This is a genomic window from Pantoea sp. PvP021 (genome assembly GCF_054056055.1).
This window is the reverse complement of the sequence record NZ_JBSRXX010000002.1, coordinates 74,494-91,350: the sequence shown is the minus strand read 5'-3', so window position 1 is coordinate 91,350 and position 16,857 is coordinate 74,494. Positions and strand designations below refer to the sequence as shown.

The window sequence follows — 16,857 nt, the reverse complement described above, 5'->3', positions numbered from 1 at the left end:
ACGCCGTTACTCATCAATTATTTATCTGAAAAACTGCCAAATACCAAATTGAAGGCTGAACGCCGATGATACGCCATGTAGTTATCCCGTCTGAAAATATCGCTCATGAAAATGGCCGGTCGTAAGTATTTTACAGCGTGACTGCACCGGTGGCAGCGTTAATCAAAAGAGGGCAATGAGGTAGCTGTATTTTATGTTTGCGGCGAAAAGCGTTAACTCTCTCCGATAATTTACCCCTTCAGTACTGAAGTCATGTCCGAATGTCGTTCAGAAAATCCCGCCACGGCGCGAGTTAATAAATGTCAGTCAAGGCATTTACGCGGCTATCAGCGGCTGATTCACCCGTGCTTCATATCAATCTGCGGTTGCAGATCCAGATCACAAATTATCATTAAAAGCTTCGGGCAGCAGATGTGGTGCAGAGTCCTTAGGGTAAGTGAAACTGCTTTAATAACGCGATAGCTAAAAGATTTTTCGTCACGCTTCAATCCCAGGACTTCATTCTGGAGGAGTCAGATAGAATTAGTTGTGCAGAGAAAGGTCATAGACACTGGGATCCCCACTATAACTCTGAACGCATCAGCCTGCGTCTCAATAGCTTCAGCCCGGTTAAGTTCAGATTACAGTAAAAGAGGGTGTCCTGAGGGCAAAGATAGGATGCGTGAGCAGAGCGAAAAGGGAGAAATATATGCGTTTTTATTGATTGCCATTAATTAAATATCATTCAGCATTTCATAATGGGAGTGCAGGCGGAGGATACTATCACTCTTCATATGACAAAGGAGTGTGTTAAATGGCTATACCAGTATATCTGTGGCTTTACGATGAAGAAGGGAAGTTAATAAAAGGCTCTGTCGATGTCACTGAACGCGAAGGAAGCATTGAGGTAACTGGGATGCAGCATAATTTATTTATTCCAACGGACGACACAACAGGTGCAGTGACAGGCACGCGGCAACATGAGGCTTATACTTTTGAAAAAACTATTGATAGCGCATCGCCGCAATTGTATAAAGCGCTAACAACAGGGGAAACGCTAGCAAAAGCGGTGTTCAGCTTCTACCGCATCAATTACAACGGTCAGGAAGAGGAGTATTTCGTAACGAAACTCGAGAATGTGAAGGTTTGTCACGTCGTGACGGTTATGTTCGATACCAAAGACCCGGATTTTGAAAGGCACGGTCACGTAGAGCATGTCGGGCTGCGTTATGAACAAATAGACTGGCATTATACAGACGGCAATATTAAACACACCGATAGCCTGGAAGAGCAGAAAACAGCATAAGGAAATCACAATGGCTAAATGGATTTATAAACAAAGTACGGGTGAGTTATATCGCGATGGCAAGTTAATTGAAACAGGCTACTCTGGTATTCTTACAAACAAAAATAATCCTGACCGCGAGCAGGTTCGTGGTATGGGTCCAATCCCGCGAGGAACCTGGAGAATCGGCAGTGCCGGAACCAGCAAAGGCCCACTCACAATTACCCTGGTTCCGCTCAGCGTCAACGCTTATGATCGTGATATGGGTACATTCAGGATGCACGGAGACAAACGCCACGGCATCAGAGGTTTTGCCTCTGCTGGCTGCATAATTATGGGACCATCAACACGCTTACTGGTTAGTAAAGATTACGGCGCAATTCTGGAGGTGGTGCGGTGATTAATCATTATGTGCTGAGTCTGGCCCTGGCCCTGTTACCGTTCGCTGGTTACACAGCAGATACACCTGGCAGTGAATGCGCCGCTCGGGGTCATTATGCCGAGGAGATGCTCTTATCTGCTATAACCAAAGAAGGTGTTAAGGGGATTGAGCGAGATAAAACAATAGTTGAAGTGCTAAATCTTTCCCTCGTTTCCGATGCGTTAGCGCATCAGTTTGCGCAGAAAGACGCTAAAACAGGTAAAGGTCTCTTGCTCAAAGATTACTTCGATATTTACCACAATAACGGCGCAATGAACCTGACGGTTAAATACACCTATACCAACCTGAAAGGCGCAAAAAATGTATATATTGTCTCCAGCATACTAAATAACGATGAGTGCTCTGTCCGATTCAACGGATATTTGACACTTTCCCGTGAGTTCTGAAGGGGGGTTAGCCATCCCGGGAAAAGTTGTCAGATAAAAGAGTTGCGAATTTATGTTGAGTTCCCCGGCCAACCTTAAACTGATTAGCCGGGGAGATTTTTAAAATCTCCTGCGTCCTGCCTTTCGGAGGCAGTTCGATTAAAGGTCTTTTTCGTTACTTAACGCATTTCGCGCAGTGCGCGCGCTCAATGTGCTGGAAGAAGTCGTTACCTTTGTCATCGACCAGGATAAAGGCAGGGAAGTTCTCCACCTCGATTTTCCAGATCGCTTCCATTCCCAGCTCGGGATACTCCACGCATTCCAGACTTTTGATGCTCTGCTGCGCCAGCACCGCTGCCGGACCACCAATGCTGCCGAGATAGAAGCCGCCATGTTTATGACAGGCATCCGTCACCTGCTGGCTGCGATTGCCCTTGGCCAGCATGATCTTACTTCCGCCGTGCGCCTGCAGCAGATCCACGTAGGAATCCATACGACCGGCAGTGGTCGGGCCGAGTGAACCAGAAGCATAACCTTCAGGCGTTTTCGCCGGACCAGCGTAATAGACCGGATGATCTTTGATGTACTGCGGTAATCCTTCGCCGTTATCGATGCGCTCTTTGAGTTTTGCATGTGCAATATCGCGCGCCACGATAATAGTGCCGGTCAGTGACAGGCGGGTTGAAACCGGATAAGCAGACAGTTGCGCCAGAATCTCTTCCATTGGGCGGTTGAGATCAACCTGCAACGCTTCACCTTCGCCCTGCTGACGCAGTGCTTCCGGGATCAGGCGGCCTGGGTTGGCTTCCAGTTTCTCAATCCAGATTCCTTCACGGTTAATCTTCGCTTTGATGTTACGGTCAGCCGAGCAGGAGACGCCCATACCGATCGGGCAGGAGGCGCCGTGACGTGGCAGACGCACCACGCGGATATCGTGCGCAAAATATTTGCCGCCAAACTGCGCACCCAGACCGAGCTGCTGCGCCGCTTCCAGCAGTTCCTGCTCCAGCTGAACGTCGCGGAACGCCTGACCGTGTTCGTTGCCTTCAGTGGGCAGCCCGTCATAATAGTGAGTTGAGGCGAGCTTCACGGTTTTCAGGGTGCTTTCTGCCGAGGTGCCGCCGATGACAAACGCAATATGGTAGGGCGGACAGGCTGCGGTGCCGAGGGTACGCATCTTATCCACCAGGTAATTTTTCAGCTTGCCCGGGCTCAGCAGCGCTTTGGTTTCCTGATAGAGATAGGTTTTATTGGCGGAACCACCACCTTTAGCGATACAGAGGAACTTATATTCATCGCCATCCACGCTGTAGAGGTCGATCTGCGCTGGCAGGTTAGTGCCGGTATTCACCTCTTTATACATATCCAGAGCGGCATTCTGCGAATAGCGCAGGTTATCTTCGATATAGGTGTTGTAGATACCCTGTGACAGCGCAGCTTCATCACCGCCGCCGGTCCAGACGCGCTGGCCCTTTTTGCCCATGATGATCGCGGTGCCGGTATCCTGACAGGTTGGCAGCACGCCTTTGGCGGCAATTTCAGAGTTCCTTAAAAACTGCAGGGCGACATATTTATCATTGTCGCTGGCTTCCGGGTCATCAAGGATGGAGGCGACCTGCTGCTGGTGGGCCGGACGCAGCATAAAAGAGGCGTCGTGGAACGCCTGCTGGCTCAGTAACGTCAGCGCCTGAGGATCGACTTTAAGGATCTCCTGACCCTCAAACTCGGAGACGGAGACATGCTCACGACTCAGCAGATAGTATTCGGTATCTTCGTGGGACAGCGGGAAAGGGTTCTGATAGACAAAAGGCTTGTTCGACATTTTTTCTCACTTAATGACCGGCTGAACCTCCGCGGACAGGCTGCGGGGCGCAACATCATAGGCGAATTAATTGTTTATTATGCTTCCCCACCGCGGATGCGGTGGGGAAGTGCAGGAATGGTATCTTATAACGCGTTGATCTGCATGTTGTATCCGTCAGAACAACCACACCATCCACGGATAGGCAATCAGCATCATGGAGCCTAAGAAGATGGCACCGAAGATGGTTCCCAGACGCCAGTAGTCTTTGGTAGGCAGATAACCGCTGCCGTAGTAAATCGGGCTTGGGCCGGTGCCGTATGGCGTGATGATGCCCATTACACCCAGAGAGGTACACAACATCAGGCAGAAGACCGGCATATTGATACCCGGAATGGAGGCTGCAATGGTCAGCATGGCCGGTAACAGCGCGGTGGTGTGTGCGGTGGTACTGGCAAACAGGTAGTGCAGCAGGAAGAAGGCGATTAACAGCACCACGGCCGAAACCTGTGGGTCATAACCCTGCAGCAGCATGCCACCCTCTTTACCTAACCAGGTAATAAAGCCGACACGGGCCAGACCATCGGCCAGTGCCACCAGGGTGGCGAACCAGGCAAAGGTGTTCCAGGCCGGTTTATTACTGGTGATGTCGTTCCAGGTCAGTACGCCGGTCCACAACATCAGAACGACCACCAGCAGCGCAGCCATGGCAGGTTCGATCCATGAGGTGGCGAAAATCCACATCAGCAGGGCGCAGACCACAAACACCAGCAGCAGGATTTCATTGCGGGTCAGTCTGCCCAGTTTTTCCAGTTCAGCGATGGCCCATTTCGGCACTTCATCATTGATTTTAACTTCAGGTGGATAGAACCAGTAAGCCAGCAGCGGCATGGTCAGAATCAGCAGCACACCCAGCGGCAGGAAGGCCAGGAACCACATGCCCCATGAGATATCAAAACCGACGATGCTTTTTACCAGTGCCAGTGCCAGCAGGTTAGGTGCCAGCGCAGAGAGGAACATGGAACTGGTAATACAGGCCGCGGTAATCGCTACCCACATCAGATAGGAACCGATTTTTCGGGCGCTCGGGTCGTTAGGTTTAGAGCCGTAAAGCGGCGGCAGGTTGGCGATAATCGGGTAGATGGTACCGCCACTGCGCGCGGTGTTTGACGGCGTGAAGGGCGCAAGAAGCAGATCAGCAAAGGTAATAGCATAACCCAGCGTCAGACTGCGGCGACCCAGATACTTCACCAGAATCAGGGCCAGGCGGCGACCAAACTGCGTTTTGTCATAACCCGCGGCGAACATAAAGGCACCGAAGATCAGCCAGACCGTGGAGTTGCCGAACCCACTGACCGCCCATTTGAACGACTCACTGGCGACTTTGAATTTCGGGTTAGCCAGTTCAGCCGGGCTGAAGAGCAGAAACTGGCTGAACAGCGCGATGACTACCACGCCGGTCAGGCCGATCACCGCGCCTGGCAGGGGTTCAAAGATCAATCCGACAATCACGCCGACGAAGATGGCGAAGAAGTGCCAGGCGTAGGGTTCGAGTCCGGCTGGTGTGGGCACCAGCAACAGCAACACGGCAACGAGCACCGGCAGAGCAAGCATGATAGCTTTCTTTTTACCCGGCGCCGCAGGTGCGACTTTTGGGGGTTCAGTTACAGCTGAGAGTGGTTTCATAGTATTTTATCTGCAAGTTAAGAAGAATGCGATTTGCGCCCCGGACCTTCACTGATGACTTTCTTTCTTATTCTTAATAGTGTGAATAAACCGCGATGCACTGATTTTTTAATAGACTGCTTAGCTATTGAGCTGCATTTTTAAATCCATGTAAATATGATGCGATTTTTGCAAATATAGATTTTGATCCAGATCAAAGAAATTAATTCATTATTCCCCATTTTTAACATTTATTTTTTATTTATATTTACGGCATCGACATTTTGACGGTTCTGTGAAGTTGGTCGACAAATCACCAGCTCACGCAAACTGAATGCCCTGATTTAACTTCTTGATGATAAACGATTTATTTTTTATGTAAACGAATGGTTGATTTTTGGTTACCCATGGTTAACAATTAATATAACTTCACTTTATGCATTCGGCAAATAAAAACTCTAAATCATTTAAAAGTTAAAAAAGTAAATTTATCGCTTATGAAAGCAAAGAAAAGGGTATATTAGTCTCATGACATCGGACCACTTAATTAAGCGATAATTTGCGTCCGCTAAAAAATTTCCAGACTTTTAAATCTTGGAGTTTATCGCAATGAAATCTCTCACCCCCATCCTTAATCCATTGACTCTGCCTAACGGCGCTGTGTTGAAAAACCGACTGGTAATGGCGCCGATGACCACCTGTACCGGTTTTTATGACGGTACGGTCACCAGTGAGCTGGTCGAGTACTACCGCGCACGTGCAGGCAGCATCGGAACCGTAATCGTTGAATGCTGCTTTATTGACAACCGTGGCCCGGCATTTCCGGGTGCCATTGCTATCGACAGCGACAACAAAATTCCTGGTCTGAAACGCATCGCGGACGCGATTAAATCTGAAGGCTCTACGGCCATTTTGCAGATCTATCACGGCGGCCGTATGGTCGAACCGGAGCTGATTGGCGGCAAAACGCCGGTTGCGCCAAGCGCCATCGCGGCACCGCGTGAAGGGGCAACCAAACCCCTGGCGCTGAGCGCCGAAGAAGTCGAAACCATGATCACCAAATTTGGTGATGCGGTGAACCGCGCCATCAAGGCCGGTTTCGATGGCGTCGAAATTCATGGTGCTAACACCTACCTGATTCAGCAGTTCTATTCGCCGAACTCTAACCAGCGCGATGACAAGTGGGGCGGCAGCCGCGATAACCGCGCACGCTTCCCGCTGGAAGTGCTGGAAATCACCCACAAGATGGCTGAGCGCTTCGCCCATAACTCTTTCATCATCGGCTATCGCTTCTCCCCGGAAGAGATCGAAGTGCCCGGCATTCGCTTTGACGACACGCTCTATCTGCTGGAAAAACTGGCGGCGCGCGGACTCGATTACGTCCATTTCTCGGTAGGCCAGCTGCTGCGTCCGTCAATTGTTGATACCCAGGATCCGACGCCGCTGATTGAGAAGTTCGTCGCGATGCGTTCGCCTGTGCTGGCAAAAGTGCCGGTGATTGGTGTTGGCGGCGTCGTCAATAAAGCCGATGCCGAACTGGCGCTGGAGAAAGGCTACGATCTGGTGGCGATTGGTAAAGCCTGCATCGCTTACCCGAACTGGGCTGACCGCATCATCAATAACGAACACCTCGATCTCTACATCGACAGCAACAAACGCGAAGAGCTGCAGATCCCGGAACCGCTGTGGCGCTTCTCCCTGGTCGATGCGATGATCCGCGACATGAGTGAATCGGGCCGTAAATACAAAGCGGGCGTCTATCAGGAAAAAGTCGAAGCCGAAGCGCTGAAACTGAAAATCAACGTCACGCTGGATACTGACCGTATCACCGACATCTCGCTGGTGCCGGATGACACCCTGGATGTGGACTTCACCACCACCTTTGAAAGCCTGCGTAGCCGCATCCTGGTGGCTAACAGCCCGCACGTCGATGCGATTACCGGTGCGACTACCCAGAGTGAGGCGCTGAAAAAAGCGGTTTCACGCGCGCTGACCACCTCCAGCAAAGAGCATGTGATTGAAGAGGGCGGCAACCCTAACGCACCGCAGAATTACGATGTGGTGATTGTGGGCAGCGGCGGCGCCGGTCTTGCGGCGGCGATTCAGGCGCATGATGAAGGTGCGCGCGTGGTCATCATCGAGAAGATGCCGACCATCGGCGGTAACACCATTAAAGCTTCAGTGGGCATGAACGCCGCGGAAACCCGTTTCCAGAAACTCAAAGGCATCGAAGACAGCAAAGAGCTGTTCTACGAGGAGACGCTGAAAGGCGGTCAGTTTAAAAATAATCCGGTGCTGCTGCGTGAGTTTGTAGAGCTGGCTCCGGAGGCGATTGAGTGGCTGGCGAATCACGGCATTGAGCTTAACGACATCACCATTACCGGCGGGATGAGCATCGATCGTACCCACCGTCCGGCGGATCGTTCAGCGGTGGGTGGCTTCCTGATCAGCGGTCTGGTTAAAAACATCAACAGCCGCAACATCGAAGTCCTGCTGGAAACCTCAGTCTCAGAAATCCTCTATGAGAACGGCGCGGTAGCGGGTGTGAGAGTGGTCGATGAGTACAACGACAGCCGTATCCTGAACGCGAAAAGCGTGATTGTGGCGACCGGCGGATTCAGTGCGAACCGTGAACTGGTAGTGAAATATCGCCCTGAACTCGATGGCTTTGTCACCACCAACCACAAAGGTGCCACCGGCAGCGGTATTGCCATGCTGGAAAAAATTGGTGCCGGTACCGTGGATATGGGCGAAATCCAGATTCACCCAACGGTTGAACAGACCACCTCTTATCTGGTCTCTGAATCCATTCGTGGCGGCGGTGCTATCCTGGTCAGTCAGGCGGGTGAGCGCTTCTACAACGAAATGGAAACCCGCGATAAAGTCTCGGCGCAGATTATCGCCTTGCCAGAGAAGAGTGCCTGGATTGTGTTTGACGAGCAGGTGCGGATGAATAACAAAGCGGCTGACGAATATATCGCCAAAGGCTTTGTGGTCAGCGCGCCAACCGTGGCAGAACTGGCGGTGAAACTCAACATGAGTGAGCATCATACGCTGGAAGCCACGCTGGCCCGTTACAACAACTTCGTTATCATGCAGAAAGATGAAGACTTCGGTCGTCAGACCGCGCTGCGTCATCCTCTGAGTGAAGCGCCGTTCTACGCGATTCGTGTTGCACCGGGCGTACACCACACCATGGGCGGCGTCACCATCGACACCACCACTGCGGTGCTGGACAGCCAGAAACAGGTGATTAACGGCGCCTGGGCCTGTGGCGAGGTGGTTGGCGGCATCCACGGCGCGAACCGCATCGGCGGTAACGCAGTCGCCGATATCATTATCTTCGGCATTCTGGCCGGTGGTAACGCCGCCGCTTACGCCCGACGTTAAGGGTCGTCTCCGGCATCCGCGCTCTGCGGATGCCGCTCTTTTCTTTTTCAAGCAGAGTCGCCTATGTTAACTGATGCGCGTGTCTATGCTTACTCCGCTGTCTTAATGGGTTCACCCATCCTGCTCAAACTCTTCGACGATAATCAGACCCTGGCCGGACAGGTCTTCCGCCTGATTAAACAGCAGGAGAATCTCTTCACGGTTAACCGCGGGGCGTCGGAAGTGATGGCGATTAATCACGCGGCAGGGCAGCATCCGGTGGTCGTGAGTCAGCAGGTGTTTGACCTGATCGCCTGCGCGCATGCGGTGAGCCTGCTGCCCGACAGCCTGTTTAATCTGGCTATCGGCCCGCTGGTGAAGTGCTGGAAAATCGGCTTTCAGGGCCACCGTGTTCCATCAGAGACAGAACTTCAGGCGCGCATGGCGCTGACGAATCCGCATGACGTTATTCTTGATAACGCAAGCCGCAGTGTCATGCTGGCCCGGCCGGGGATGGAGATTGATCTGGGCGCCATCGCCAAGGGCTATATCGCCGATGTTGTGCAGGCATTCTTGCGCCAGCAGCAGGTCAGCAGTGCGCTGATTAATCTGGGCGGAAATGTGCAGACAGTGGGTGCGCCGCCAGAAGAGGCGGGCTGGGCAATCGGCCTGAAAAAACCATTTGGTGAGGCCGATGAGCTGATCGGGGTGATCGGGGTGAATAATCGCTCGGTGGTGACATCCGGTATCTATGAGCGTTATTTCGAGCTGGATGGCGTCTGTTATCACCACATCCTCGACCCGCGTAGCGGTTATCCGCTGGATAACGACCTGCTGAGCATCACCGTGATCTCTGACCGTTCACTGGATGGCGACATCTACACCACACTGCTTTATGGCCTCGGCGTTGAACAGGGCATTGCCTGCCTGGCGGAGCAACCGGGCATTGAAGCGATATTTGTGACCCGTGACAGGCAGGTGATCTGCTCGTCACAACGTCACTTTTCTTTTCAGTTACTGGACACCGATTACCGGCTGGTTCACTGACAATATTGTTTGAGTAAAGTGTGATACTCCGGCTGCAGGCGATAGCGATAAACCGGACGGCCCGTGACCCCATAATGAATGCTGGTGAACAGAATATTAATCTGCGCCAGCCAGATCAGATACTTGCGGCAGGAGACGCGAGAGATATTCACCTCGGTTGCCAGTTCGTCGGTGGAGAACTCGGTACCCGGATGGGCGTCGATCCACAGACACAGCGTGCGCAGCGTCTGCGGTGTTAATCCTTTCGGCAGTCGCTTCTGCTCGCTGGCCCCCGGCGGATTGCCATGCAACAACTGATCAACGTCCGACTGCTGATAGAACTGATGATTATCCATCAGCGATTTTTTCTGTCGCCAGCCAGTCAGCGCCTCTTCAAAGCGGGCAAACTGGAAAGGCTTGATCAGATAATCCACCACACCGTAGTTGAGTGAGGTTTTGATGGTGGCGGCATCTGCTGCTGACGAGATAATAATCACGTCAACCGGACGTCCTGCGCTGCGCAGTTCCGGCAACAGGTCGAGACCGTTCTCCTGCTGCATATAGATATCCAGCAGGATCAGATCAACCTGAGGTTCGGCCTGCGCCAGCCGCTCTTTGGCCTGCTGTAAGGTTGAGGCGGTGCCGCAGCAGGTAAAGCCTGGGATCTGCCCGATATAACAGCGATTCAGCTCGGCTACCATGGCGTCATCATCGACAACTAACACATTGATCATTGGGTAATCATTCCTCTCTCCCACGGAAGTTGTACTAAGAATTGGGTGAATACACCCGGTTCCGACTCGACACTGACACTGCCGCCCAGGCTTTCGGTCTGCTGCTTAACCAGAAACAATCCGACACCGCGATCTTCGCCTTTTGACGAGACGCCACGCTCAAAAATGGCGCTGAGCTGCGTACCGTCGATCCCGGGTCCGTCATCACTCACTTCACAGGCTAACCAGCCATTCTGATAATGCAGCATGAGGTGGATCTCTCCTTCGGTTTCCGGGTCCAGCGCCTCAAGCGCATTTTCAATTAAATTGCCCAGCACCGTAATCAATACCGCGCTCTGCTCCTCGCTGCCGCAGTCGGGCAGAAAACTCGCCTCATCGATAATCAGCTGATGGCCTTCATCGGTCACCCGGTTGATTTTGCTGAGCAGGAAACCCGCAATGATGGGCGATTTGATCTTTTGCAGCAGCGAACCAATCTCCGTCTGATAGGCGTTGGCGGTTTTCAGGATGTACTCTTCCATCTGCGCATAGTTTTTCATATGCAGCAGGCCCAGAATGACATGCAGCTTGTTCATGAACTCATGGGAACGTTCACGTAACGCGTCTACATAGTTTACCATGCCGTCCAGACGCTGCATCAGCTGGCTGATTTCGGTCTTGTCCCTGAAGGTGGTCACCGCGCCGATAATGCGGTCACGACTGCGAACCGGCACGGTATTGCTGATCAGGATGCGATTACCCAGCGTCAGCTCCTGATCGTGCCAGGCTTTGCCCGCATGCAGCGCATCCTGCTGATGGCGGTGCATTACGCTCTCTTCAGCAATCAGATCGCCGCTTAATGGCATCTTGCGGGTGGTCTCATGCAGTAGCTGCTGTGCCGCGTGGTTAATCAGGCTGACGCGTGACTCATCATCTACCGCAATCACACCCTCCTTAATAGAATTGAGGATCGCCTGACGCTGCTCGAACAGGCTGGAGATTTCATGCGGCTCCAGCCCGAGCAATATGCTCTTCAGGCGTCTGACCAGAATAAGAATCCCCAGCAGACCCACCAGGCCGCCAAATAAGACAGTCCAGACGATGTTCCAGCGGCTTTTGGCAATCTGCGCCGCCACATCATTCAGCGCGATGCCGATCGCCACCACACCAATCTGCTGATGCTCTGCGTTATAAACCGGGGTAAATACCCGCAGTGCCTCTACCAGCACGCCGTGATTTACCGCCACATTTTCCCGCCCGCTGAGGGCCGGATAGATATCATTGCCGACAAAATGTTTGCCAATCACCGCCGCGTTCGGGTGTGAAAAGCGAATGCCACGCATATCCGTCACCACCACAAACAGCAGGCCGTTGCGTTTGCGCGCGGCTTCAGCCAGTGGCTGAATCTGGCTGCTGCCGTCCGGTAACAGTAACCCACGCTGCACTTCAGGGCTGTCTGCCAGAGTGCGTGCCACCGCCATCGCCTTATCTTTAAGATGCGACTGAGCAAAGTTATCGATCTGCACAAAATAGAGCAGATGGACAGCAAGCAGCACGGTGACGATAACCGCAGTCATCATCAGGGTGGTCAGGGTACTGAGTTTCATGGGTCGTTTAGTCACGGCATGTCGGTTCTGTGGTTGGCTTGTCATTGGCGTTCAGCACGGGTGGGAGATCGCCCGGAAACATACGCTAACTGACCGCATCAGTACAGTTTTAGCGGTCTGCGCGCGGGCAATCGCCGGAGAACAATATTTGTGTTAGGGGATTGTATAATTCAAAGGACACCCTTAATGTGTGGTTAAAATATGTGAGCAATTCGGTAAGCCTTTTGTAATTAAATTAAGGCTAAATTGCTATTTTTAATTTTATAACTATTTTCACATTAACTCACAAATAACATTATTTTAAACTTTAAGGACTTTTTTTAACCAGTACCGTCTGAGCTGTAGATTAAAATGATGAATTCAAAGAAAGTTATCCCCACTCTTTCCCTCGCGGCCTTGTTAGTTTCTTCAGCACTGCATGCTGAAACTTCACCAGAAAAAACCGACGTCCTGTTAATTGGTGGTGGCATCATGAGCGCCTCAATGGGCACCATGCTGGAAGAGCTGCAGCCTGGGTGGAAACAGATCATGGTTGAGAAGCTGGATGGTGTGGCACTGGAATCCTCTAACGGCTGGAACAACGCCGGTACCGGTCACTCTGCCAATATGGAGCTGAACTATACGCCTGAGCGTAAAGACGGCTCTATCGACGTGACGAAAGCGCTGGAAATCAACGAAGCCTTCATGGTTTCACGCCAGTTCTGGAGTTCGCAGATCAAAGAGGGCGTGATGCACGATCCGCGCTCTTTCATCAACTCAACGCCACACATGAGCTTCGTCTGGGGCGACAACGTCGACTTCCTGACTAAACGCTATGCGGCGTTACAGAAAACCGCGCTGTTCCAGGGCATGAAGTTCTCTACCGATCACAAGCAGATCGAGCAGTGGGCACCGCTGGTGATGGAAGGTCGTGATCCTCAGCAGAAAGTGGCCGCAACCTGGACGCCAGTTGGCACCGACGTAAACTACGGTGAAATTACCCGTCAGCTGATCGGCAGCCTGAAGAAGAATGACAACTTCCGTCTGGAAACCTCGTCTGAAGTCACCGATTTCAAACGTAACGGTGATAACTCATGGCACGTCACCATTAAAGATGCCAAAAACGGCAACGAGCGTGCAGTTGACGCGAAATATGTCTTTATTGGTGCTGGCGGCGGCGCGCTGAAATTACTGCAGAAAACCGGCATTCCGGAAGCGGAAAACTATGCAGGCTTCCCGGTCGGCGGTTCATTCCTGGTAACCGAAAACAAGGCGATTGCCGATCGTCACCTGGCGAAAGTCTACGGTCAGGCGTCTACCGGTGCACCACCGATGTCCGTTCCGCATCTGGATACCCGTTATCTGGATGGCAAACGCGTCGTGCTGTTTGGACCGTTTGCGACCTTCTCAACCAAGTTCCTGAAAAATGGTTCACTGTTTGACCTGCTGAGCACCACCACTACCCATAACATCGTGCCAATGACCGACGTGGGCATGGATAACTTCGATCTGGTGAAATACCTGGTTGGCCAGGTGATGCTGACAGAAGAAGATCGCTTCGAAGCGCTGAAAGAGTACTACCCGGACGCGAAGAAAGAGGACTGGAAACTGATTCAGGCTGGTCAACGCGTACAGATCATCAAGAAAGATGCTGACAAAGGTGGCGTGCTGAAACTGGGTACAGAAATTGTGACCGATCAGCAGAAAACCGTGGCGGCATTGCTGGGTGCTTCTCCTGGTGCATCGACCGCTGCGCCTATCGCGTTAAGCGTGATGCAGAAAGTGTTCCCGGAAGAGTTTAAGTCAGCGGAATGGCAGGCTAAGATCCACAAGATGATCCCAGGCTACGGTCAGAAACTGAATGACAACGTGCCGATGCTGCAGCAGGTATGGAATGACACCGCTGCGACTCTGCAACTGACCACGCCGCCGGTTATCAACATGGATGGCAAAGCAGCCGAAGCGCCAGCAGCACAGCCAGAGCAGGCAGCGCCTTCAGCGAAGCACGACATGGCGCTGTAAGAGCGACCTGACGTAAAAAAAGCCCGCACAGGTTATCCTGCGCGGGCTTTTTTATTGCTGCGTTTTCTGCCCGTTACTCCGGCTGGTTACCGCGCCAGTTGCCCCAGGGATCTTCTGCGGGTGCTTGATCCGCCTCTTCAGACGGTGCTTCGCGGGAGGCCGGTTGCTCTTTTAACGAGGCGAGATAAAGCGCTTCGACTTCAGCCCGCGCCCAGGGCGTGCGCCGCAAAAATTTCAGGCTTGATTTAACACTCGGATCGCTTTTAAAGCAGTTAATGTTGATCCGTTTTCCCAGCTCTGCCCAGCCATACTGCGCGACTAAACTGTTTATCTGCATCTCCAGCGTTACGCCATGCAGAGGATCTTTTGAGGTTTGTGCGTTCATCATCTATCCGCCTGATTCATTCAATGCCGCACATCCTGACAATCGTAAAGCCGTTGTGCAAGGCGTGAAGGTGAAAAAGGGCGTGCCGTGGCGCGTTAAGCGCAGATTTATGTGTCTGAGTTAACGTGACAGGCAGAAGAGTGCGCAGGCGTGCGGCGATTGTGCTAATCATAAGCGACTGATGATGCTCAAAAAGGATCTCCTGCCATGTCTGTGCCCGTCGATAATCTGCTCAGCTCCGCCAGCCGTAAACGTGCTCTGATTGCCGGTTCGGTAGGTAATTTCATTGAATGGTATGAGTTTGCGGTCTATGGCTTTCTTGCCACCGTGATAGCGCAGAACTTTTTCCTGCTGGAAGGGGAGTCAGCGCTGACCGGGCTTCTGCTGACCTATGCGTCATTCGCCATCGCCTTTTTCTTTCGTCCACTCGGAGCAATCATTTTCGGCCGGATGGGTGACCGTATCGGGCGCAAACCCACGCTGATTTTTGTGTTGATCATGATGACGCTGGCGACGGCGGCTATCGGCCTGGTGCCCACCTACGCCCGGTTGGGCATCCTGGCGCCACTGATCGTGACCGGTCTGCGTATTCTGCAGGGCCTGTTTGCGGGGGGTGAGTATGGCGGGGCGGTATCGCTGATGACCGAGTTTGCACCGCGCGGTAAGCGGGGCCTTTATGGATCGTGGCAATCCTTTACTGTGGCGCTGGGATTACTGGCTGGTGCGGGCATCGTGGCGCTGCTCTCATTGCTGCTGTCGCCGGAGCAGATGCTGAGCTGGGGCTGGCGCATTCCGTTCTTCATTGCTCTGCCGCTGGGTGTCATCGCGCTCTGGCTGCGGGTTCAGATGGAGGAGACCCCGGCGTTTATTCAGCAGCAGGCAAAACCCGTTGCAAAAGTTGACGCCAGCCTTGGCGATACACTGAAAACGATCCTGCTCGGTATCTGCCGGCTGATGGTCTGGTCGGCGGCCGGTTACACCTGGCTGGTGATTATGCCGACGTACCTGCAGGCATCGCTACACACCGGTTTTAACCAGGCGTTGCTGATTGCGGTGATATCGAACCTGGGCTTTGCTGCCACCATCATTCCGGCCGGGATGCTGAGTGACAGGATCGGTCGCCGTGCGGTGATGTTGACGGCGGCGGTATTGCTGCTGGTGCTCTCTCTGCCGCTGCTTAACATACTTCAGGCAGAGAGCACCGGGCTGCTGCTGAAAGCGCTGGTGGTGTTTATCGCGGGCGGAGTGGTTGGGCTGCTGGCCGGACCGGGACCTGCGATGCTGGCAGAGATGTTCCCGACGCGGGTGCGTTATACCGGACTGGGTCTGGCCTATTCGCTTTCTAACGCGGTGTTTTCTGGCTGTGCCGGATTGATCATCACCGGGTTGATTAAACAGACCGGTAATCCCGATATCCCCGCCTGGTATGTGATGGCGACTGCGCTGGTCAGTATTGTTGCGCTGATGACCCTGAACAAAGATGACCACCTGCGGCTGCTGGATGAGCCACCGTCGCGCTAAGTGTCGGTAAGTAAGCTGAGCGGGAAATTCAGGCTGCTGAAGTGCCATGCAGCCTTTTTTGACAGGTCTGACGGGAAGGGCAACAAACCAGCCTGCTTATCTGAAGTGCAGTTGTAATATCACCGGCGTAACGTGCCGCTCTGTTCAGGCCGATGTAATGGGGTTATATCCCGTAAGCGATTCAGCCGGGTCAAAGTCTCTGACCTTCTCGCGTCATCAACACCGCCAACAGGTCTGAAACCATAGCGGATGCTGGGGAGAAGAATTCAGACAAGGTCATTCACTTTGCGATGATGGCAAACTGAAAACCTGATCCCGGCAATTAACTTTATGAGCATGGTTGTCGGCAATAATGATGACAGCAGCCATAATCATACCGAGAAGAATGATAACTATTTTACGCAGGAGCATAAGCGTTAATTCCTGTGAAATTAAACTATTCTTATCTGTAATATGTTATTCACTTTTATCAGTGACTTAACGTGAGTGTTGATTAATTATGGCTGAAGTAAGATCTTTATTTATTGATCGCGATGCGGTTTTCCAGACTCTGCTGAAATAAAGGCGTCATGCAAATTCTGAAATAAACGAAATCTAAATGAGGGAATAAAAGCTGTTAATTTATCTTGTGTCTGTTTGACTGAAAAGGGTTGAACATATATGGCTTCAGGCTGCGAAGAGGAAAAGCTGAATAACGG

At 52.4% G+C, this 16,857-nt stretch carries 13 protein-coding genes; 7 read left to right on the top strand and 6 right to left on the bottom strand.

Features of this window, described 5'->3' with window-relative positions; all coding sequences use genetic code 11:
* Positions 1–793 precede the first annotated feature (793 nt).
* The 3 genes from ACVKSX_RS09500 to ACVKSX_RS09490 are packed head-to-tail and all read left to right on the top strand — an operon-like array spanning position 794 to position 2,092.
* Positions 794–1,285 (top strand): Hcp family type VI secretion system effector, encoded by a 492-nt coding sequence (locus ACVKSX_RS09500; protein ID WP_064690754.1) that lies wholly within the window; start codon positions 794–796, stop codon positions 1,283–1,285.
* A 10-nt stretch (positions 1,286–1,295) separates the two neighbouring features.
* Positions 1,296–1,664, top strand: a complete 369-nt coding sequence (locus ACVKSX_RS09495; RefSeq protein WP_033768483.1) for a DUF2778 domain-containing protein — start codon at positions 1,296–1,298, stop codon at positions 1,662–1,664.
* On the top strand, positions 1,661–2,092 hold the full coding sequence (locus ACVKSX_RS09490; protein ID WP_242462808.1) for a Shiga toxin A subunit: 432 nt from the start codon (positions 1,661–1,663) through the stop codon (positions 2,090–2,092). Before ACVKSX_RS09495 ends, ACVKSX_RS09490 begins: the two co-directional genes overlap by 4 nt.
* 154 nt (positions 2,093–2,246) lie before the next feature.
* Here ACVKSX_RS09490 and fumA read toward each other — a convergent pair whose 3' ends face one another.
* Both fumA and ACVKSX_RS09480 read right to left on the bottom strand, forming a co-directional pair.
* Positions 2,247–3,893, bottom strand: coding sequence for a class I fumarate hydratase FumA (gene fumA, locus ACVKSX_RS09485; RefSeq protein WP_022624760.1), 1,647 nt, complete (start codon positions 3,891–3,893; stop codon positions 2,247–2,249).
* A gap of 156 nt (positions 3,894–4,049) precedes the next feature.
* Complete coding sequence (locus ACVKSX_RS09480; RefSeq protein ID WP_010247273.1) at positions 4,050–5,558, bottom strand: anion permease; 1,509 nt, start codon at positions 5,556–5,558, stop codon at positions 4,050–4,052.
* Between the two features lie 588 nt (positions 5,559–6,146).
* On the opposite strand from ACVKSX_RS09480, the gene ACVKSX_RS09475 reads away from it, so the two are divergent.
* Both ACVKSX_RS09475 and ACVKSX_RS09470 read left to right on the top strand, forming a co-directional pair.
* Positions 6,147–8,927, top strand: a complete 2,781-nt coding sequence (locus tag ACVKSX_RS09475; protein WP_031592419.1) for a flavocytochrome c — start codon at positions 6,147–6,149, stop codon at positions 8,925–8,927.
* 63 nt (positions 8,928–8,990) lie between these two features.
* Positions 8,991–9,953 (top strand): FAD:protein FMN transferase, encoded by a 963-nt coding sequence (locus ACVKSX_RS09470; RefSeq protein ID WP_191914099.1) that lies wholly within the window; start codon positions 8,991–8,993, stop codon positions 9,951–9,953.
* Here ACVKSX_RS09470 and dcuR read toward each other — a convergent pair.
* Positions 9,947–10,666: a two-component system response regulator DcuR gene (dcuR, locus tag ACVKSX_RS09465; protein ID WP_009093030.1), complete on the bottom strand. Its 720-nt coding sequence runs from the start codon at positions 10,664–10,666 to the stop codon at positions 9,947–9,949. The two genes, ACVKSX_RS09470 and dcuR, sit on opposite strands and share 7 nt — an antisense overlap.
* The gene (locus tag ACVKSX_RS09460) at positions 10,663–12,297 is read right to left on the bottom strand and encodes a sensor histidine kinase (protein WP_029519181.1); all 1,635 of its coding nucleotides are present in this window, start codon (positions 12,295–12,297) and stop codon (positions 10,663–10,665) included. Before ACVKSX_RS09460 ends, dcuR begins: the two co-directional genes overlap by 4 nt.
* A 306-nt stretch (positions 12,298–12,603) precedes the next feature.
* Between ACVKSX_RS09460 and mqo the strand changes: the two genes are divergently transcribed.
* Entirely contained in the window at positions 12,604–14,253 is a 1,650-nt protein-coding gene (mqo, locus tag ACVKSX_RS09455; RefSeq protein ID WP_354438770.1) for a malate dehydrogenase (quinone), read from the top strand.
* Between the two features lie 73 nt (positions 14,254–14,326).
* On the opposite strand, the gene ACVKSX_RS09450 is transcribed toward mqo, so the two are convergent.
* Positions 14,327–14,638, bottom strand: a complete 312-nt coding sequence (locus tag ACVKSX_RS09450) for a VF530 family protein (RefSeq protein WP_236352528.1) — start codon at positions 14,636–14,638, stop codon at positions 14,327–14,329.
* Between the two features lie 207 nt (positions 14,639–14,845).
* Here ACVKSX_RS09450 and ACVKSX_RS09445 point away from each other — a divergent pair, with 207 nt between their 5' ends.
* The gene (locus ACVKSX_RS09445) at positions 14,846–16,159 is read left to right on the top strand and encodes an MFS transporter (protein ID WP_354438772.1); all 1,314 of its coding nucleotides are present in this window, start codon (positions 14,846–14,848) and stop codon (positions 16,157–16,159) included.
* A gap of 276 nt (positions 16,160–16,435) precedes the next feature.
* On the opposite strand, the gene ACVKSX_RS09440 is transcribed toward ACVKSX_RS09445, so the two are convergent.
* Complete coding sequence (locus ACVKSX_RS09440; protein ID WP_254920067.1) at positions 16,436–16,570, bottom strand: hypothetical protein; 135 nt, start codon at positions 16,568–16,570, stop codon at positions 16,436–16,438.
* Positions 16,571–16,857 lie beyond the last annotated feature (287 nt).